Genomic DNA, 18,934 nt, shown 5'->3' with positions numbered 1-18,934 from the left:
TGGCAATGGGGCGTTCGTCAAAGGCTCCAATAGCTAGCCCGTGCTGTCAAATAGCCCCATGACGACGATCAGGAAGGTCCGAAGAAGTGCAATTCCGGGATGGTCCCCCTCAGTATCGCAAGAATTCGCGGCGATCCTGACTGTCCCCGCTTACGTCCGCGAGCACTGGAAGCAAATAGGAGACGAGTGGGTCCGGAAGATGCCAACGGCTTCCCGCGCCAAGTTCCGCAGGCCGGGCGATACCGCGAAGGCTAAGATCGGTGAGGCGATCGAGGACTGGACCGCACGACAGATTCCCACAGGGGACGCCGAGTTCGCCAAGCAAGTTGAAAGGTCGCGGTGAACGAGCACGAGCTGCAGCGCAAGGTGACGCCCCCCCCCCCTCAGAAAAAGGTGTACAAGGCAACCGGTACTGATCCGCCCTGTTCTCAGTCGCCCCTTACCTGCCCGACCAGCGACGATGAATGTCGAAGATGCTGGTGTTGGCGATGCGGCCGCCTTGAATGCCTGGCATCGCGCTTTGGCGGCCCGATTGAGCGCCAGGGCCGCTTGCCCAGCCGCCGAGGCTGCCGCCTGCGAACAGGTTGGGCGTGCCGAGGTTGGGCAGAGCTTGGGGCATCGGCTGAAGCTGCGGCACGGCCTGGCGCTGGGCCGCCTGGGCGGCCTGCTGCATCTGCTGAAACCACCCCTGCTGCGGCCCCGAGGTGGGCGCCGGCATGCCCTGGTACGGCTGTCCCTAGACTTGGCCCTGCCCGATCATCGCCTGCAGGGGAAGCGCTTGCCCCTGCTGCTGTCGAAGCAGGCGGTCCTCGTACTTGTTCGTCGCTAGCTTGACGATCTGACCGGCCAGCGGACCGCCTAGAAGACCCGCACCGATCGACGCGATGCCCCCAGCGATCTGACGGCCGTTGAGCGAGACCTAGCCCGTCTACGGGTTGTAGTTCTGTCCGGGGAACACGCGGTCGACGCCCTTGAAGAAGAAGTTTGCAACCCTGCCGCGGGGGTTGCCTTCTGTGCCCTCTGCCATTTCTGTTCGCCTTTATTAGTCCAGTCTTGGAAGTACCCCACAGATCGAGTCAGTGAAGCGTGTGCTTCTTCGCAGCTTCAAGCGCTTGGGCCGGCTCATTCAGCGAAGCCTCAAGCACCCCAACCCGGTTCTGCAGGTTCACGATTGCCTTAGCGATCTCACCTATGTCGATCTCGGCCGATCGGCGGAATTCGTCGTGACAGGCGGCGTCATGCGCGGAAACATCGCTTTGGTGGGCCTGTATCTCCGAAAGGCTTACCAGCCACTGCACGGCCCATTGCGGCACGTCCTCGCGCTCCTCGCTGGCCGGCGGCGCATGCAATTGGGCGCGGCCAAGCAACCTGCTAAACCAGCCCATTAGGCCACCTTCCTGGGCTTGCCCGTCTCGCCAAACCAGTTCTGCCCGCTGCCCTGCCCCTTCTCCTTGCCGCCGATCGCCTGGACCTTCTTGTCCAAAGACTGGATCGCGCCCGTGAGCGCACCGAACATATCGGGGAACTCGATCACCGGCTTATCAGGCAAGCCCAGCGACTTGTTGAAGTCCTCGGCATAGGTGCCGATGTGCGGCGTGTCCTCGCCCTTGTAGCTCCAGTGGTCGAGGTTCCAGCCGCGGACGGCCTTGAGCATGGCGTCGGGATCAGCGGGGCCGTGGGTGTCCTTCAGCTCGCGGGATGAACTCATCCATGCACCGGCTAGGGACAGCGCCGTCGAGTAGGCGTTCTGCCCTGCGCTGCGGTAGTTAGGGTTAGCACCAGACTGCTGCACAGTGCCGCCGTTGATGGATCCCAAGGCATTCGTCAGCGCACTGAGGCGGTTAACGTCCCAGTCTCGAGCATCGCGGTACTCGTCATAGCCCATGTCCAGCGCGTTCTGCAGCAGGCCCTGCCGCTACTGCCCGACGTTCATCAGGGCGCGAGCATTGCCGTACACCTGCTCATTCAGTCCCGGAATCGCACCCAGCGCCGTATTACGGTTCTGCATGTCCTGGCCCCACGCCGACTGCTGCCGCGCAAGGTAGGAGTCTTCAAGGCTGGCCTGGCGGTCATAGTCCGTGTTCCGCAGGTTCGTCGAGACGCGCCCCAGCTGCCCGGCCAGGTCCTGATTGGACTGGGACAGGGCCTGCTGCATCGCGGTGCCACCAAATGCACCGCCCGCATTGAACTGGCCAAGCATGTTCGGGAGCGTGCTGTTCTGGTACGACTTCGTTACGTCGCCCTGTGCATCGCCGATCATCTGCTCAAGGTACGGGTTCTGGCCCGCGTACTTATTCCGTTGCGGATCGAACTTCTGCTGGCCGTTGAGGGCTGAATAGGCGTGATCGATGCCAATACCCGTCAGGCCGTCGTTATTGGCCTGGTTGCGCACCATGTCGAAGCCGGCGTACTGGTCATCCGAGAAATCAGCGATCCGCGGGCCGCCGTAGGGCTGGTATGGCTGATTTGAGATATCACTACCGCGCTGTAGTGCCGTCTGGAAATAAGGGATCGACCACGGTGGTGCGCTCGTCTATTGGGTCGTAGTCGTATTCTTGCCGCCGCCGCTGCTCATTGCTTGTCTCGCTCTGTATGTTGCCGCCTTAGCGGCGTTAATTGGTGTGACTCATCCGGGCAAGGCGGGCCACCAGTTCGGCAACCCGCCCTCCCTCACCGCGCCAGCCTGGCCTCAAGCTCATCTGCCATTTGCACGATGTCCTCGTCGTCTTCCTTCTCGCCGATTGATCGCAGCACCGGGATTTGAGCCGCAAGTGCGCTCTTAGGCAGAGCAGTACTCTTGGCAAGCCACCTGACCGCGGCGGGGTTCGTCATGAAGCTGGACATCCCTCGCGCACCACCCATCAATCCCAAGACAGTTGCTAGTGGCCCCATGTTGCCAGTCGCTAACGCCGTAACAGCGCCGCCACCAAGCGAAATCCACCCGCCCGTTTGCGCGCCGGCTCTGGCAGTACCTGACGGGTTCGCGTAAACCTGCGCACCTTCTCGTAAGTTCGCCGCGACTTTGGCGATCTTGTCCATGTCCATGCGGAACGAGCCGCTGTAGCTATTGAACAGGGTCGACTTCGCCTCGGGGCTAAGCTTGTTCCAGTTGGTCAGGAACGTCTGAACGCTGAAGGCATCGCTCGTGTCGTTCTGCTGACTGGCGACCGATCGAGCCATCCTTTTAAGCATCGCGGCCGACAACTGCTTGCGCGCATCTTCTGGAACCGATCGAACAACCGCCCGGAGCGTAGTTGCGCCCTCTTTCGTTCCCGATATCGCCGCCTCGAACACCTTTTCCGGACCGCCGGCTTTCTGCACAACGTGCTCAATCGAATCCAGCCGGTCCATCATGGCGCGCGTGTACGTATTTGCCCTGGACCACGCCCTCTGAGCTTCCGGCCCCGTCGCCTTAGCCGCTTCTCGCATGTCTTCCGACAGCGCGCCGTACAGAGTTTTCCAACGACTGCGCGGGACGTCTGAAACCAGCGTTGCGTCTTCCAGCTCTCGGCCCACTGTCGTCCGCAGCTTGCTCAGGGCCTCATAAGACAACGACGTTGATGCAGGGCGGCCGGGAATCGCGCTTGGGCTGCTCGCGTCCTGCGTGAAAGCTTTCGCGATCGCCTGTATCCGCGGGTTCTGGAAAAGAGGCGTGAGGCTGGGTGCTCCCTGCACCGGCTCGGTCAACGCCGTCAGCGCGCGCTGCGTATTGTCCACCGCAACACGCCGGCCCTTCGGCATCACTTCATCCAGAGCTTTGTAAAGCTGGCTCTATGTCGCCTTGGCCTTCTCAACGAAGCCGCCTGGCCCCTAAACCCCTTTCGTGATCGCGCGCCCGGCTGACGTGGCATCGCTGCGAGGCGCTAGCCGTGAAGCGATCGAATCCACTGCGTTGCCAATCTGAGCGTTCTGCTCGGCCACCCTATCCGCGATCACACTCGCGCCACCGGGGAATTTGGATAGCCCCGTCTCAATCCGACGAGTTGCAGGCGATTGCGTCGCCTAGCTGAGCGTCGGGACCGTGCCCGCGGCGTCAAACGCCTCGATATTGTTGACCATGCGCTGCCTTCCTTGCTCGCCGCCACGTGCTGCGCCGCGCAGGGTCATGGCGGAGCCAGCACTAGCCACACCCGGCAGCAGTGCCCCGGCGAAACCAATACCTGCCTGCATGCCAGGGGACGCCCCCATTTCCCTCGCCACACCGGCTGCACCTGAGCCTGTGACCGTACTGGCCACCTGCAGCGCTGGATTGCCTAGCAGGAAGCTGGCCATGCCCGACTTGAGCCCAGGCGCAGCCGTAGCTGCACGACCCGCGCTCAACAACCCACCGACACCCATCGTCAACGCGGTGCCGGTCAACGCACGTCCCATGTCGCCTGCAACGCGTTCTTCAGCGGTTTCGGGCTTGGGCACGCCCATGGCGTTGAGGGCCATGTCGGAGATCTCGCGGGCGCGTGCCTGGCGCGGGAAGTAGCGCTCGCGCTGCCCAGTGACCAAGCCACTCAGCGTCGGACCTTTCTCACCCGCCCAGTTCACTGCGTCAGCGATAGGGTCGTAAAAGATGCCTGCCAGATCGGCGGCGCCTTCGACCACATTGCGCAAGCCAAGGCCACCGACACTGCGCGCCAGATTTTGGGCAGTTGTCCGCGGCTTTGGCTATCCAGCCGTAGTCGATGCCGTTACGGCTACATCCTGCCAAGGACTTTCCGAGTCGGCTTTAACTAGCTCAAACCCGGGTGGCAATGCCGGCAGGTTGGGCTGATGATTTGCGGCCTCGTCATCGATAACGAAGCCCGGTGGGGGCGGCGGGATCTTACTCATTCTTTCACCCACATGCCGTTGCGGAGCACCCGAACCTCGCCCGTCTGAGGATTACGTGCGCGCATCTCAGGGCCACCAGCGCCGACAGCGCCACCGCCCCCACCTGACACCTTGCTGACCGCTTGCGCCTTTGCGTTCTCGATGATGGTCCGAAGCTCTCCCAAAGATTTCCGAATTGCGCTATCGCTTTGGGCGGTGGAGAGTCGAGCGATTGCGTTCTCGGCCTTCTTGCCTTCCACCTCAGTGATCTGACCACCGCCACGCAGCGTGTTGAATGCCTGCAGGAAGGTCGCGCCCTGGATCTGCTCAAGCAACGCGCGAGCGTCTGCTGCATCGGTGCCCGGGATCATCGCCCGCGGATCGATTCGGCCACTCAAGCCGGTAAGGGTCGCGAGCCCGGGATGGTTTAAGGCTTGGTCGATCACCGACAGGGTTTGATCTGCAGTCGCCAACGTCTAGGGCAAGCTCGCATAGGCTTCGACCTGGCGCTTAGCGCGGTCCACTGCACTGACGGTTCGTGTCTCGCGGTCGACTACATCCGCGGTCCCCGCGCGGTACGCGTCAAGCTTGGCTTGCTCCTCTGCCATCTGCTTGAGGTACGCCTCTTGCTCCACCGATCGCCCCTCTGCCATCGCGGCGGGGTTGGAAGGCCCAGCGGGCATATTCATCAGGCCGATCGAGGGCGGCGACTGCCCCTACGGCGCCGAGGCCGTCAAGCCAAATGGCGATTGCGGTTGCTCTGCGGCCTGTTGCATCTGACCCTGTTGTGGGTCGCCTTGCCAGCCGGAAGAAACCCCTGCGCGCTCTAGCTCGCCTTGGAGCCACTTATCAATCTGAGATGGGTCAATTCCGCCTTGGGCCATCTGGTTCGCCTTCGACAAAATGGCATCAATCTATGGGTTGCCCCCAACGCCCGGCTGTTGCTGCGGCTGGGCGCCTGGATTACCGGCACCGGGCGCAATCCCCGCAGGCCCGCCTAAAGGCGCCCATTGTCCTTGAACCAGAATTTCCATCGAGCCGTCGCGCGGACTGTTGCGAACTTGGCGACGCACGCCGTCAGGCCCCACGATTTCATCGAAGCCGTAGCCGGCACTCGACGCCCGTCCATCAAGCCCGAGGCGGATTCGAGCCGCCCGCTGCTTATCGGCGGGATCTAGACCGCGGGTAAGCTCGGAAAAGTTCCGCATGTCGGATGTAGGCGCAAAGTTCTGCGCAAGGCGCGCCGCGGCCAACTGCTGGTTGAAACTATCCGCGCTGCTTTGCCGCAGGCTTCCCAGACCGGTCTGGATGCTCTGCCCAATCGCGTTACCGATGCCGCCAGGCGCTTGGAACGAAGCGGCACCGGCCTGCATCAGTGCCTGACCGATCGCCGCGCGCTTGCGCTTTTTCGCGCCTTCGGCGTCTTCATTGAGTAGGCCAATACTGGGCATGCCGGGCTGCAGCTGCTTGAGCGCGTCGTTGAGCAGGCCAGATTGATCGGGCGCGAGCCGATCGTAAAGACGCTCCGCGAACGAGCGCTCGTTTTCAGGCTGCAGCAGAGAGGGGGCTAGCTACGAAGCAAGTGGCCAGGAGAAAGGCATTGATGGGTCCTCAGGTTTGCGGTGTTGCACCCCACAACGGGGCGGCTTGGAATTTGGATTGCTGCGCGATAAAGCTCCGGCGCAGCGCGGAAGGCTAGACATGCTGTGGGAGCTAGATCCGGGCCTACGCTATAGGGGTTTCTGCGGGGGTAAATGCGTCCCGTACTCTTGCGGTCTTCTGCGGACTGCCGCATCGCGACCAATTGGGCTCAACGGTTTCGGAACCGTTGCGGCGATTGGTTTAACCGTTGCTAGCATGTTGCTAGCAGCGTCGCCCACGCGTTGGCACGCGCGCGATGTGGGCGGATTGGAGCACTACCTCATGCGAACGCATTGCGACCGCATGAGGCATTCAGTGATAGATGCGCCCTTTTCACCCGGGACGCGCGGGTGTAGCAGCCAGGGAGGGCTGGCTGTCCATTTTCTAAGCTCTCAACCTATGGGCCTGCAATCATGCCTTCCAGTTCCGATTGCGCCGCATTTGTTGTCGTATGTTCATTCAATCGTCGACGTAAAGCTTAGTGCCCCAATCGCCCGGCACAGGCAAGCCAATCAAATCGCTTTCCTGCCACCGCTGGATGCGGCCCGCGACAGGCGGCGAACGATGCAACTGCGCGCCCCCGTACCAGCACTCCTCGCCGATCTTCTCCAGCTTTGGCTTGCCGCGCGTGGTCAACTCCCCCGATCGCCGTGTTTTCCATATGGCGGTTCGCGCTGGTGGAGGATCCGGTAGCAACTCCGACTCCTGAGCCCACAAACGGCGACTGAAGTCGTCATCCATGGCGACTGCGTACTCGACTGCAGCAGGATCTTTCGCAAGGCCGAGAAATGTACATTTCCGTATGCCCATCGCTTTCGCCGCGTGCTCAGACTTTCGCCAGCCTGCCACGTACTCGCCCACTTCTCGGAAGTCAGGCCCGTCAAACGGCGCAGTAGCCAACTCGCAGCCCGGATATTTCAGGGCTATTTCCGTTGCAAGCGATCGCGCATGTTCGCCGCGCCTACCCACTGCCACCCGGGTCACGCCGTTGAAGTGATACACCACCCGCGGCCGGTGTCTAACATCCGCTACCCCGGCGCCACGCCGCATGCAGTTGTCCGGAATCAGCCTTATGTGGATCACTTCTTTCCGAGGGCGGCACCGTGCGACAAAGCGATATCTTGTTCGGCTCTTCTCCCACGCTCGCACTGATCCAAAGACACGAACCATCCATTCATTCGTAGGCTCTGGCTTAACCTTCATGGCCACACCCAATACGAACGAGATATGACGCCGCGCCGAGTTCTTTGCCCCCGGCCGTACGCACCTTTGAGGTGTGCACGGCCGGGTGTAGATAGACAGGTAGACAGAACGAACGGCGATCTACTTGGCAACGCCGAACTGGGTTGAAATCGCCCCAAATGACCTTTTGAACCTTTTCTTCATTGCCATGGGGTTCTTCGAAAAGCTTTGCTGGGCCTACGTCCCAGGGGTTCTTTAGTAGGTGTAGGTACAGGTGTAGGTACAGGTCCAGGTATAGGTCTAAGGAAAGAGTCATTGCTCTGTCCTCAAAAGGGCTTGGATAACGCTGTACTCGAGTCCTGTGGGTAGTGCTTGCTGGGTTCGATCCTTGTTGACCGTACCGACTTTGCCCACGATCACCCTTCCACCGTAGGCGGATATCGCAATTCGGTCGGTTCGTTGTGGAAGGCCGATTAAGCGCCCGTACTCACGGACCACGTCAGAAGACCAGCCAGCTGAGAATTGACCGCGCTTACCCGCCTTTCCCTTTAGCCGGCGGACGTTGTACCAGCGCTTCAGCTTTGTTTCGAAGTGCGCGCCGAAATCGATGACTTTGAAAGTTAGAACGAGCTTCGGCGAGCGGCCGAACATCATTACAGTCGCCCACGTCTCAAACTTGAGACGATACTCGCCCGGGGGGATAAACGGTGGTGCGCCGTCAATCGTCCCTTCTTCTTTTGAGTGCAAAAGCTCCCCCGCTGCCCCGTCCGCAGCCATTTGAATTCTCCTGAAGCCAGCGCTATGCTGGCTCCGCAGTCCTAACCGATTGCCTGTCTACTAAAGCCCCAGGTGTTCGCACGCTTGGGGCTTTTCATTTGGAGCGCATGTAGCGCGATACCGGCGCTATCTGGCTATGGGTTATTCGGGCGATCGGGGCTTGCGCCTACGACGCCGACGAGTGATGGGCACATTGCAGTCCACACGAGCAGATGCCCCGCCATCACGATGGCAAACTATGTGCCGCCACGATCTGCGCCGACGAACTGCGTTCACCGTAGAGCGATCCACACCGAGACGACGCGCCCACTCGGCACCTGTAACCGTCCGCTTTGTCCGCCTGATCTCGCAAACCTGGACAGCGGTCAGCTTCGAGTTCGACCGCTGCTCGCCAGTGGACATCAGGCCTGTCCGGATTGCTCGTCGACTATTCTCACGCGGCAGAACAGGCTCAAGGTTGCTTAGCCGGTTGTCGCTCTTTCGCCCGTTCTTGTGATCGATGTGGTGCCCTGCTGGTATGGGGCCTTTGGCGGTCTCCCATATAAGCCGGTGAGCGTACATGCAGCCATTACGACGACGCCGATGCTTTACGCGGACGTAGCCGTTACCGCTCGCCTTGTAAGGCTGGCCACACGAGCCGAAGACAATACCGCGCACTGGATCTACAAGGCGGTAGTGCTGGACGTTTAGCATGACACCGCGGATTGCCACCGCATTGAGAGCGCCGATCATTTGGCACCGTCCTGAGCGTCCTGTGGCGCCGCTAGGCGCTGAGGCAGGCTCTCCAAGCTCGCTAGGTAGACGAATCGGCGGTTGCCGATCAGGAAGGTCGAGAGGAGCCCAGAGGCAGCTAGTTCAAAAGCTTGCGATCGCCCGATACCGTGTGCCTTACAGGCTGGCACTAGGGGCGCATAAGTGGGCGCGTAGCCGAAGCTCTCGACGGCCGTCATTCGGCACCGTCCGCATCGGGTTGGCCATCTTTCAGCCTCTGTATTGCCTCAGCCGGCCAGTAGTTGCGCCCGTTGATCTTCGTGGGTTCGGGCAGCAATCCACGACCTACCCAACGCGTTAGCGTGATTGGCGAAATTCCGCCAAAAGAGTCCCGTACTGCCCCCGAGGGCAGCATTTGAACTTTAACCATTGAAAGCTCATCCCGTTAAGGGACGGCAGGACTGGAACGCGAGAGCCGATAGGGTTAGGCTGCACGTGTCGAGCCCCGGCCCGACCCACTTCTAGCCAAGTGGTTTTCAAAGCCCCGTACAGCGCCAACTGTGCGGGGCTTCCTATTTTTGGAAGGCCCGCGGGGCAAAGATCGCCACACCGAGCGCCACGACCTACAAAACAAAAGAATGTAGTGACTAGGCGCGAAGTGAGCATTGCACTCACCTCAATTCCGGTCAACGCAAGATGGTCAGTTTCGATTCCCAGTTGGCGCTAGTTGGCAACAACCGAAATCACCAAATAGCGCTAACTGGGAATAGGCACTTGCGAGCCTTACGCCCCAGCCGTGCCCGAAGCAACTTGACTAGCTTGTCGTAGCCCTTGCCCTCCGCGCTACTGAGTGAAAGCTTGATTGGCCACTGTCGTTGTGCCGCCTCCAAGTCAGAGGCGGTCAGGTGCTTCAGGACCAACTTTGGTGTTCTCGCCCTTTGAGCATCCACTGACGTGCTGATCGAACATTCGGCGCGTTCTAAAAGGTAGTCCGAGACCTCTCTGTCTCGAGATGATCGATTAGCTTTTCTAACCTCCTTGGCCGCGTGTTGCATTTGCTTTGCGACGTACGAAGCATCCATCACCACAGAGGCGTTACCACCATTTAAACGCGCATTCCATTCAATGCCAAAAGTCGTTGCCAAGACCGATAGCTGCTTTGCCGAGTGAACACTCGGACGAGCGCGTACTGCTCGCCTTGGCAGGAATCTGAAAGTCAACGCCAATGCGTCAAAGCAAAGTCCGGCGGGTATAAATTCGCCCTGCACCATCAAACCTTTCTCTCCGGTCTGCGAGAAATATAGGTGCAGCACAAACGCATCTAAGAATCGACCACGATACACATTTGGACCGAACGGCGTATTAGCCTTTAATTCCGCCCAAAAATCTGCGTATTTCGACGAATGTTTCAATGCTTTTATTTCGCGCTTAACAGGCACGCAAAAGTCCAGCAACCGTTGCATCTCAGTCTCGTCTCTCTGGTGCTCGGGGGCCTTAGCATCTAACGACAAGCCAAGATGCATTCGCACACGGTCCAAACTGATTCGCGCAACAATGTTTTTGGCCATTTCAGCCTGCACTAGAAATTCACGGCCGACAGAGCCCCTCAGCCAAATTCCATCGTGCCTAGGGCGATAAGACCTTAACTTCTTTGGCTTGCTCATATGACCTCGCGCTAGATACCTACAGGCTCTTCAACTCTTGAATTCAGCAATCACTCCATGGGCGCGCTGAACCTGCTTTCGCCAACCTGGCTTACGTCCCGGTCGCACGCTGGGCCTCAGCTCCGTTTGCCACGCGCCGGCACTCTCGCCACTGGCCAGCGCGGCATTGATTGCGCCGAGCAGGCCGTCGCGAGCGCTCCGATACTCCCTAATCTCGCCAATCATCAGCCCGAGCCTTTCGGACGCTCGTCGCGCAGCATCGGCGCTCATATCGTCCTTAGACGCTACTCCCTCTTCCGCACATAGCCGCGCATCGACCAGTTTCTGGCCTGCCGCTCCCATCAGTTCGCCCACTTCCCGCAGGCCGAGCCGAATCGCCGGAAGATGATCGAACGAACCCTCGGCAAGATGTGCAACGGTTTTTTCATAGAGTCTTTCCGCTGCCATGGCCGCCTTCTCAAGCTCATGATGCGGAAGATCTGCAATGCGCTCTACATTGAATCGCGCGCAAAGATAAGAGCGGATGTAGGGCGGCATATCGTGGCGCAATCCAGCTTTGGCCCCAAGCCGCCATAGCCGCCTTATCAACTCAAGATGCTCAGCGGACGATGTGTCTCGAGGTAGATCGATTCCCACCTCCGTCGTACTGAACAAGGCTTTCATGTAGTCCTGCGAGAACTCTTCCAGCTCCACGCTGCGGCGTCGACGAAATTCAATGACATTGGATGACATGACTAGTTCTCCTCGGCGGCGCGGCGAGGTGCGGAACGATTTCTGCGGGGCTGCTTCTGACGGAAACCCTCGCACAGGACATCCTTATCCAACTGTTTGCAGTAGCCGCCAAAGCTCTTGGCAACGGCACCCCATGTCCTTGCCCACGCAATGGCGTCTTTTAAATCGGCCGCCGAAAGCGCCAGAAGGTCCGAGGATCCGTAGCGGGACTCTAGCGCGGCGTCGATCGCTTCGGTTGTAAGCTCCGGACCTTGAGGGAAATCGCGCCATATCGCATCCAGTAGCTCGGCAAGCGTTTTTCTGCTGTCAAAGTGGGACGGCCTAGGCTTCCCGCGACAATCAATAAGCAACCCGAAGTGATAGCTGGCCGACATGACCCTTACAAGGGCCTCAACAGCGGGGCCGTCCTTAGCATCGCCAGCTTTGGCGGAGTCACAACCCGGGAAACGGACAATGTTCGACATGCCTAGCCCCCCTCGCGGTTGCAAGGAGCGTGCCCTGATGGCATCTCACTGGATTGGACACGGCTGACGGCACTGGCGGAGATCGTGCCGTTAGCGATCAGTTCCGGCAGACCTTCGACCATGCTGGCCACGCACCTTAGCAGCGCGTTCTGTGCGTGCCAGAGACTTCCGTGGATGGACGGCGGGACAATGCTGCTGTCGGTTGGCTCATCCTCGTCGCGATCATTGAGGGTCGCATCCCACTGCAAATAGAGGATGCGGTGGATTGCCCCTAGACCCGAAATAGTCTCGCGCAAGTTGAGCAAATGCCGTTGGGCTGCGTTTGAAAGACCTTCCCGGCTGCACTCTTCCCACGCGACTCGATGATCGAGCAACGAAGGCTTAACGTGATGATCGGGACCGCCCAAAACCTCGGGACTACCGCTGTTACTATCTTTAGTTGCCATGATCGTTCCTCGTACGAACGTTTATGGAAGGCGGGGTTAGGGGTTGCCGCCCCTGGCCCCGCCGCTTTTGGGGCATCCAGTCCCTTACTGCTTAGTCTCCTTGCAAACCGTGACTTCGCCAGTTTTGGCGCCATCGTCGCAGTTCAATCCGCACTCAAAAGTCCCCATGTCCCTGCGGTCAATAGCCGCAAGCGCTTCGTGCGCCGCACCTCGGCAATCCTCAAGGCTGGAGTAATCCCCGACCCGGAAGCTGACCGACATCACGCGCGAATCTGGATAGACGAAGCCCGACCACTTATCGAAATAGCCACCGATTCGAAGCCCAGCTGTGGTCGCCACAGCTGCAACTACTAGACCAATAACAACCCCCGATACCTGCTGCTGGCCGATACCCGCCATATCACGCCCCCGCCTGTCGCTTGAACGCGACGACCTTACCGGTAGTAGTACGCAGTTGGTCGAGGTAATCGGCCCAGGCCGTCATCATCTTCTTGCGCTCGGCCATGTATTGGGCTCGGTTGTAGACCGCCCTGACCTTGTTCCGCTCGGCATGCGCCAGCTGGCGCTCAATCACGTCCGGCGCCCAGCCCATTTCGTTGAGGCGCGTGCTGGCCAAGGCTCGGAAGCCGTGGCCGGTCATCATGTCCTTGTCGTATCCCAGGCGGCGCAGCGCGGCGTTAACCGTGTTTTCGCTCATCGACCGATCGGGAGTGCGGATGCTGGGGAAGACGTACCGATTGCGGCCGGTCAGCTGGTGCAGCTCCTGCAGGATGCTGATCGCCTGCGGGGCCAGCGGCACAACGTGCTCTTCCCGCATCTTCATCTTGCCCGCGGGGATGCGCCATTCCGCGGCGTCCAGGTCCAGCTCAGCCCATTCCATGGCCCTGAGGTTGCCAGGGCGCGCGAATAGCAGCGGGCCGAGCTTGAGGGCTGCAGCAGTCGTCGGCTGGCCCTCGTAGCCGTACAGCGCGCGCAGGAGCCCCGCTACGTCGTTGGGGTTCGTCAGGGCGGCCCGCGGCTTGCTCACAACGGGCGAGAGGGCTCCACGCAGGTCGACAGTGGGGTCGCGCTCCGCCCGGCCTGTGGCGATGGCGTAGCGGAAGACCTGGCTGGCCTTCTGCTTCACCCGGTAGGCGGTCTCATGCCGACCAGTCGCCTCGATCTTCCGCAGCACCGCCAGCATTTCGGGGGCGCTGATCTCGCTGATCGGGCGGCGCCCTACTTCGCTTGAGGCCATCCCCAGCAGCCACTCCGCCTTGCCGTAGGTCACCGGGGCCAGCTTCTGGCGCTGCTTCTGCAGCCATTCCTGGGCGATCGCCTCGAACACTGTGGCGCTGGAGAGCTTGGACAGGCGGCGCTCTGTCTGGCGCTTGGTGGATGGGTCGATGCCATCCCTCAGGACGGCGCGCGCCTCGTCTCGCTTCTGGCGGGCCACGGCTAGCGCCACTTCGGGGAACACACCGAACGCCAGGCGCTTCTCTTTGCCGTCGTGCCGGTACTTCATTCGCCAGTAGCGCGAGCCGGTCGGCATCACTTCCAAGTAGAGCCCACCACCATCAAAAAGACGCAGCGGTTTGTCTCCCGCTTTCGCGTTTTTGATGGCTACTGCAGTGAGTTTTCCGGTGTTCGCCGCCATGGGGGCATCAGGTCATTTCGAGGCGGACGATCCGCCCTTGTGCCCCCAATACTGCCCCCATATGCCCCCGGCTGCAAGCGGTACGTTGTGAACTCTGATGGACGGCAGGCAACAAAAAAGCCCCGTATTCAGGGGCTTTTGTGATCATCTGCGGACTGTTGCGGACTCTCGTGAACTGTGCCGTGGTGCCCGGAGCCGGACTCGAACCGGCAAGGAGTTGCCCCCGGCGGATTTTAAGTCCGCTGCGTCTACCGATTTCGCCATCCGGGCAGGATGCGGTGACCGCGTCAGCTTACCGCATCCGGGTTTCGCTGGCGCCTCAGGGGCTTTCCCAGCCGACGTTGCGAGGCCGCGGGGCCGGGCGCCGGCCGCAGCCGGCGACGATCACCAATCGCGCGTGGCGATCAGTTCCTCGCTGTCGGCCTGGAAGCCGTAGGCGGCGGCGATGACGCGGAAATCCGCGCCGATGGTTTCGCGCGCGACGGTCTCGATTTCACTGTCGTTGGCTTCGAATTCGCCGGCGAGCGCATTGAATTCGTCGGTCGCGGCGTGGGTCAGCGCGTACAGCGCGTCCAGGCTGGCGGGACGCTGCGCTTCGATGGTTTCGCACAGGCGGATCAGGATCTGCTGACCCTTTTGCACCAGATGCGCCGGGAAGTAGCTGTCATGCTGCATTTCGCTCAGGAAACGGTGGACTTGCAGTTGTTCGTTCGCGATGGGCATGAGCGCCTTCCTTGGTGGGATGCACAAATGGTAGCGCGCTCATCGTCGATCGATCGTCCGCTGAAGCGCCCGCGCGCAAACAAAAACGGCCGGCTTGCGCCGACCGTCATGCGGTGTCAATGATGCGATGTCGATGGAGGCCTGGACGGGAATCGAACCCATCTCTACGGATTTGCAGTCCGGTGCATAACCAATCTGCCGCCAGACCGGTGACGCGCTCACTTTACCGCAGCACCGCCCGCTTGCAACGCGCTGCACAACCATGGTGCCCAGCCACACGCCACGCCGGAAAAACGAAACCCCGCTTGCGCGGGGTTCGTCGATCATGCCGCGCGTGGCGCCGCATGCGGAATTGGAGCGGGAAACGAGACTCGAACTCGCGACATCTACCTTGGCAAGGTAGTGCTCTACCAACTGAGCTATTCCCGCTGAAACTGCTGCTTGAAACTTTTTTTGAAAAAACTTTCTTGAAACTACCGATGGCGACCTGTTGCATCGCGATCGAGATTGGAGGCCGAGGTCGGAATTGAACCGGCGTACGCGGATTTGCAGTCCGCTGCATAACCACTCTGCCACCCGGCCGATGACTGCTACAACCTTACTTGGTACTGCCCATCTACTGCAACGTCGACGTGCGGATACAACGCATGCCTTCGTCTTAAAAAACAAAACCCCGCGAAGGGGGCTTTGTCCGAAAGCGGCTTCGTTACCGAAGCGCCTGGAATCTGGAGCGGGAAACGAGACTCGAACTCGCGACATCTACCTTGGCAAGGTAGTGCTCTACCAACTGAGCTATTCCCGCTGAGGGAAGCGATATTTTAGGCATCGAAAGAAAAGTGTCAACTCTTTTCTTCACGCCCCGGCCCTCGCAAAACCGGCCGTGAATGCGCCGGAAACAGGCCCTTGCGCGACATTCCCGCTCGCGTTCCTCGCCGTTGAAGGCTCGGTTCGCGTGGACCGTTTCGTTGCCGATCAGGTCGAAGGCTTGTCCGCGTCGGCGCGCATTATAGGCCAGGCGGCGCGCAGATAGGCCAGCCCCGACCACAGGGTCAGCAGCGCCGCGGCGGCGAGCAGCCATTCGCCGATGGTGAAGATCGGCAAGCCGAACACGGGCTCCTGATACAGCAGGCAGACCAGCGCGACCATCTGCACGATGGTCTTGATCTTGCCGATCGAGGCGACCTTCACCGCCGCGCGCTGGCCCAGTTCGGCCATCCATTCGCGCAAGGCGGACACGGCGATCTCGCGGCCGACGATGACCGCGGCCCACAGGGTCATCCACACGGTCGGGTGTTTCTGCACGATCAGCAGCAGGGCGACGGCAACCATCAGCTTGTCGGCGACCGGGTCGAGGAAGGCGCCGAACGCCGAATACTGGTTGTAGCGGCGGGCGATCCAGCCGTCGAGCCAGTCGGTGACCGAGGCGAAGGCGAAGATGAACGCGGCGGCGAAATTGGTCCAGGGGTAATCGAGGAAGAACACCACCACCAGCACCGGGATCAGGACGATCCGCGCCAGGGTCAGCATGGTGGGTACGGTCAACTTCATCCTTCACTCCGCTTGCGATCTGGCGCCGTTTCGGCGGCGCCGGCTGGGCCGTTGCCGGCTTTCTTGCTGCCCGCGGCCTGGGCCTTGGGAAGGGTACTCGGTGCGACGGACGGCTCGGCGGGCGCATCCAGCCCGTGCAGGGCGGCGTAGATGCGCTCCGCCAGGGCCGCGTTGACGCCTTCGACCCGGGAGATTTCCTCGATCCCGGCGGCCTTGAGACCGCCCAGACCGCCGAAATGCTTCAACAGACTAGCGCGTCGACGCGGGCCGATGCCCGGAATATCTTCCAGCCTACTGCTGTTGCGCGTCTTCTGACGACGCCCCCGATGGCCGGTAATGGCGAAACGGTGCGCCTCGTCGCGAACCTGCTGGACCAATTGCAGCGCCGGCGACTGCGCGCCGGGGCGTTCGACCCGGCCGTCGGGCAGCAGCAGTTCCTCATCGCCGGGGCGCCGGGCCGGGCCCTTGGCGACGCCGACCAGGAGCAGCCCTTCGACCCCGAGCTCGGCCAGCGCCGCGCGCGCCTGCGCCACCTGCCCCGCGCCGCCGTCGATCAGCAGGATGTCGGGCATGACCCCGTTCTCCTCGACCGCGCGGCGGAAGCGCCGCGCGATCGCCTGGTTCATCGCGGCGTAGTCGTCGCCCTCGGTGATCCCGGTGATGTTGTAGCGGCGGTACTGGCCGCGCACCGGGCCTTCGGCGTCGAACACCACGCACGAGGCCACGGTGGCCTCGCCCATGGTGTGGCTGATGTCGAAGCACTCGATCCGCTGCGGCAGCGCCGGCATGCGCAGCAGGTCGCGCAGCGATTCGGCGCGCGCCAGCTGCGCGGCGTGGCTGGTCAGTTCGGTGCCGAGCGAGAGTTCGGCGTTGCGCCGGGCCATGTCGACATAGCCGGCGCGTTCGCCGCGCACGTTGCTCTTGATCTGCACGCGGCGGTCGCCGGAGGCCGAGAACGCCTGTTCGAACAATTCGCGATCGGGCAGGTCGCGGTCGAGCACGATCTCGCGCGGCGGCGTCTGTTCGCCGTAGTACTGCGAGATGAAGGCGGTCAGCACTTCCTCGGGATTGTCGCTGCCGTTGGTCTTCGGGAAGAACGCGCGGGTGCCCAGGTTGCGGCCGTCGCGGAACGCCAGCAGCAGCACGCAGGCCGACACGCCCTGCATCGCCACCGCGAGCACGTCCAGATCGGCGGCGCGGCCGTCGACGTACTGGCGCGCCTGCAAGGTGCGGATGCCGGTGATCAGGTCGCGCAGGCGCGCGGCGTCTTCGAAATCCAGACGCACGCTGGCCGCTTCCATGTCGCGGCCGAGTTCGTCGGTGAGTTCGTCGCTGCGGCCGTCGAGCAGCAGGCCGGCGCGGCGCACGCTCTCGGCGTAATCGCGCGCCGGCACCAGGCCCACGCAGGGCGCGCTGCAGCGGCCGATCTGGTGCTGCAGGCACGGCCGCGAGCGATTGCGGAACACGCTGTCCTCGCAACTGCGCAGGCGGAACAGCTTGTGCATGAGGTTGAGCGTGTCGCGCACCGCGCCGACGCTGGCGTAGGGGCCGAAGTAGCGCCCCGGCACCGCGCGCGGACCGCGGTGCATGGCGATGCGCGGCCAGGCCTCGTTGGTCATCAGCACGTAGGGGTAGCTCTTGTCGTCGCGCAGCAGCACGTTGTAGCGCGGCTTGAGCGACTTGATCAGCTGGTTTTCCAGGATCAGCGCTTCGGCCTCGGTGCGGGTGACCGTGACTTCCATGCGCACGGTCTGCGACAGCATCGACATGATCCGCGCCGACTTGGGCGTGGCGTTGAAATAGCTCGACACCCGGTTGCGCAGCGCGCCGGCCTTGCCGACGTAGAGCGCGTTGTCGTCGGCGCCGATCATGCGGTAGACGCCCGGCGCGGTGCTGAGCTTCTTGACGAAGGCCTTGCCGTCGAACGGCGCGGGCGCGGTGGCGGTCATGCGCGCGCGCCTCCCATGCGCCGCGGATGCACCGAAGCGACGACGGAATCAGGCTGGCGGGCTGGCAAAAGGGCGGGCGTCGCGGTCACGGGCATCGGTCGGCGGGGCGGCTCCCGGCCCGGAGGCCGGCAAGATGGGGGCCAAGTTTGAATTGGGCCGATTATGCGCGAGCGCAAGGCTTGCGGCTGGGATCGGGGGCCGGATGCGGGGTGAATCTGAGACCCGCCCGCTCCCGCGTCGCCGCGGCGGCCCTCTGTAGGAGCGGCGTGAGCCGCGACCGCGCCGTGTCCGATCGCGCCGAAACTTGCGCCACAGTCGTGATGTCGCGGTCGCAGCTTACGCAGCTCCTACAGTCGGGTGCCGATTTGCGCGGCGATCCGATACGGCGTTGCATGGCGCCCCTTGTAGGAGCGGAGTGAGCCGCGACCGCGCTGTGTCCGATCGCGCCGAAACTTGCGTCGTAGCTGTGATGTCGCGGTCGCAGCTTACGCAGCTCCTACAGTCGGGGCCGGTTTGCGCGGCGATCAGGGGGCGGCGTTGCATGGCAGCCCCCTGTAGGAGCGGCGTGAGCCGCGACCGCGCCGTGTCCGATCGCGCCGAAACTTGCGTCGTAGCTGTGATGTCGCGGTCGCAGCTTACGCAGCTCCTACAGTCGGGGCCG

At 61.9% G+C, this 18,934-nt stretch carries 19 protein-coding genes, 5 tRNA genes and 1 pseudogene; all 25 read right to left on the bottom strand.

Translation table 11 applies throughout. The annotated features are described in order from the left end of the window. Nucleotides 1–439: 439 nt before the first annotated feature. Nucleotides 440–718, bottom strand: a complete 279-nt coding sequence (locus AC3A4T_RS14400; protein WP_487676007.1) for a hypothetical protein — start codon at nt 716–718, stop codon at nt 440–442. 358 nt (nt 719–1,076) lie between these two features. After that, a complete protein-coding gene (locus tag AC3A4T_RS14395; protein ID WP_487676006.1) occupies nt 1,077–1,385 on the bottom strand; it encodes a hypothetical protein in 309 nt (102 codons plus the stop codon). Continuing rightward, entirely contained in the window at nt 1,385–1,885 is a 501-nt protein-coding gene (locus AC3A4T_RS14390; protein ID WP_487676005.1) for a hypothetical protein, read from the bottom strand. The genes AC3A4T_RS14395 and AC3A4T_RS14390 overlap by 1 nt, the downstream gene beginning before the upstream one ends. A gap of 30 nt (nt 1,886–1,915) precedes the next feature. Next, on the bottom strand, nt 1,916–2,395 hold the full coding sequence (locus tag AC3A4T_RS14385; protein ID WP_487676004.1) for a hypothetical protein: 480 nt from the start codon (nt 2,393–2,395) through the stop codon (nt 1,916–1,918). 275 nt (nt 2,396–2,670) lie between these two features. Beyond that, on the bottom strand, nt 2,671–3,741 hold the full coding sequence (locus tag AC3A4T_RS14380) for a hypothetical protein (RefSeq protein WP_487676003.1): 1,071 nt from the start codon (nt 3,739–3,741) through the stop codon (nt 2,671–2,673). Nucleotides 3,742–4,002: 261 nt separating this feature from the next. Beyond that, nucleotides 4,003–4,602, bottom strand: coding sequence for a hypothetical protein (locus tag AC3A4T_RS14375; RefSeq protein ID WP_487676002.1), 600 nt, complete (start codon nt 4,600–4,602; stop codon nt 4,003–4,005). A 215-nt stretch (nt 4,603–4,817) separates the two neighbouring features. Continuing rightward, entirely contained in the window at nt 4,818–5,246 is a 429-nt protein-coding gene (locus AC3A4T_RS14370) for a hypothetical protein (RefSeq protein WP_487676001.1), read from the bottom strand. Nucleotides 5,247–5,714: 468 nt separating this feature from the next. Beyond that, entirely contained in the window at nt 5,715–6,251 is a 537-nt protein-coding gene (locus tag AC3A4T_RS14365) for a hypothetical protein (RefSeq protein ID WP_487676000.1), read from the bottom strand. Between the two features lie 649 nt (nt 6,252–6,900). After that, nucleotides 6,901–7,443 (bottom strand): hypothetical protein, encoded by a 543-nt coding sequence (locus tag AC3A4T_RS14360; RefSeq protein ID WP_487675999.1) that lies wholly within the window; start codon nt 7,441–7,443, stop codon nt 6,901–6,903. Between the two features lie 492 nt (nt 7,444–7,935). Further along, nucleotides 7,936–8,400 (bottom strand): hypothetical protein, encoded by a 465-nt coding sequence (locus AC3A4T_RS14355; RefSeq protein ID WP_487675998.1) that lies wholly within the window; start codon nt 8,398–8,400, stop codon nt 7,936–7,938. Between the two features lie 141 nt (nt 8,401–8,541). Then, a complete protein-coding gene (locus AC3A4T_RS14350; protein WP_487676268.1) occupies nt 8,542–8,961 on the bottom strand; it encodes an HNH endonuclease signature motif containing protein in 420 nt (139 codons plus the stop codon). An 893-nt stretch (nt 8,962–9,854) separates the two neighbouring features. Next, complete coding sequence (locus AC3A4T_RS14345) at nt 9,855–10,574, bottom strand: hypothetical protein (protein WP_487675997.1); 720 nt, start codon at nt 10,572–10,574, stop codon at nt 9,855–9,857. Between the two features lie 231 nt (nt 10,575–10,805). Next, a complete protein-coding gene (locus AC3A4T_RS14340) occupies nt 10,806–11,507 on the bottom strand; it encodes a hypothetical protein (protein WP_487675996.1) in 702 nt (233 codons plus the stop codon). Between the two features lie 2 nt (nt 11,508–11,509). Then, nucleotides 11,510–11,971, bottom strand: coding sequence for a hypothetical protein (locus AC3A4T_RS14335; protein WP_487675995.1), 462 nt, complete (start codon nt 11,969–11,971; stop codon nt 11,510–11,512). Between the two features lie 2 nt (nt 11,972–11,973). Then, nucleotides 11,974–12,417, bottom strand: coding sequence for a hypothetical protein (locus AC3A4T_RS14330; protein WP_487675994.1), 444 nt, complete (start codon nt 12,415–12,417; stop codon nt 11,974–11,976). Between the two features lie 84 nt (nt 12,418–12,501). Then, a complete protein-coding gene (locus AC3A4T_RS14325; protein ID WP_487675993.1) occupies nt 12,502–12,816 on the bottom strand; it encodes a hypothetical protein in 315 nt (104 codons plus the stop codon). A gap of 1 nt (nt 12,817) precedes the next feature. After that, the gene (locus AC3A4T_RS14320; RefSeq protein WP_487675992.1) at nt 12,818–14,053 is read right to left on the bottom strand and encodes a tyrosine-type recombinase/integrase; all 1,236 of its coding nucleotides are present in this window, start codon (nt 14,051–14,053) and stop codon (nt 12,818–12,820) included. A 183-nt stretch (nt 14,054–14,236) separates the two neighbouring features. After that, nucleotides 14,237–14,323 (bottom strand) — tRNA-Leu (locus tag AC3A4T_RS14315). Between the two features lie 114 nt (nt 14,324–14,437). Further along, nucleotides 14,438–14,776, bottom strand: coding sequence for a DUF5713 family protein (locus AC3A4T_RS14310; protein WP_487675991.1), 339 nt, complete (start codon nt 14,774–14,776; stop codon nt 14,438–14,440). A gap of 134 nt (nt 14,777–14,910) precedes the next feature. Further along, nucleotides 14,911–14,984 (bottom strand) — tRNA-Cys (locus AC3A4T_RS14305). A 145-nt stretch (nt 14,985–15,129) separates the two neighbouring features. Beyond that, nucleotides 15,130–15,205, bottom strand: a tRNA-Gly gene (locus AC3A4T_RS14300). Between the two features lie 79 nt (nt 15,206–15,284). Then, nucleotides 15,285–15,358 (bottom strand) — tRNA-Cys (locus AC3A4T_RS14295). 144 nt (nt 15,359–15,502) lie between these two features. Then, nucleotides 15,503–15,578: transfer RNA gene (locus AC3A4T_RS14290), tRNA-Gly, on the bottom strand. 170 nt (nt 15,579–15,748) lie between these two features. Further along, complete coding sequence (gene pgsA / locus AC3A4T_RS14285; RefSeq protein WP_487675990.1) at nt 15,749–16,324, bottom strand: CDP-diacylglycerol--glycerol-3-phosphate 3-phosphatidyltransferase; 576 nt, start codon at nt 16,322–16,324, stop codon at nt 15,749–15,751. A 119-nt stretch (nt 16,325–16,443) separates the two neighbouring features. Continuing rightward, nucleotides 16,444–18,273 (bottom strand): annotated as a pseudogene (gene uvrC, locus AC3A4T_RS14280) (excinuclease ABC subunit UvrC); the annotation flags it as partial. Nucleotides 18,274–18,934: the final 661 nt, after the last annotated feature.

The sequence above is a fragment of the Lysobacter sp. Soil_N_51 genome, from assembly GCF_057655755.1.
Note: the sequence above shows the minus strand (reverse complement) of the source record. Positions and strands in the feature narration are given on the sequence as shown.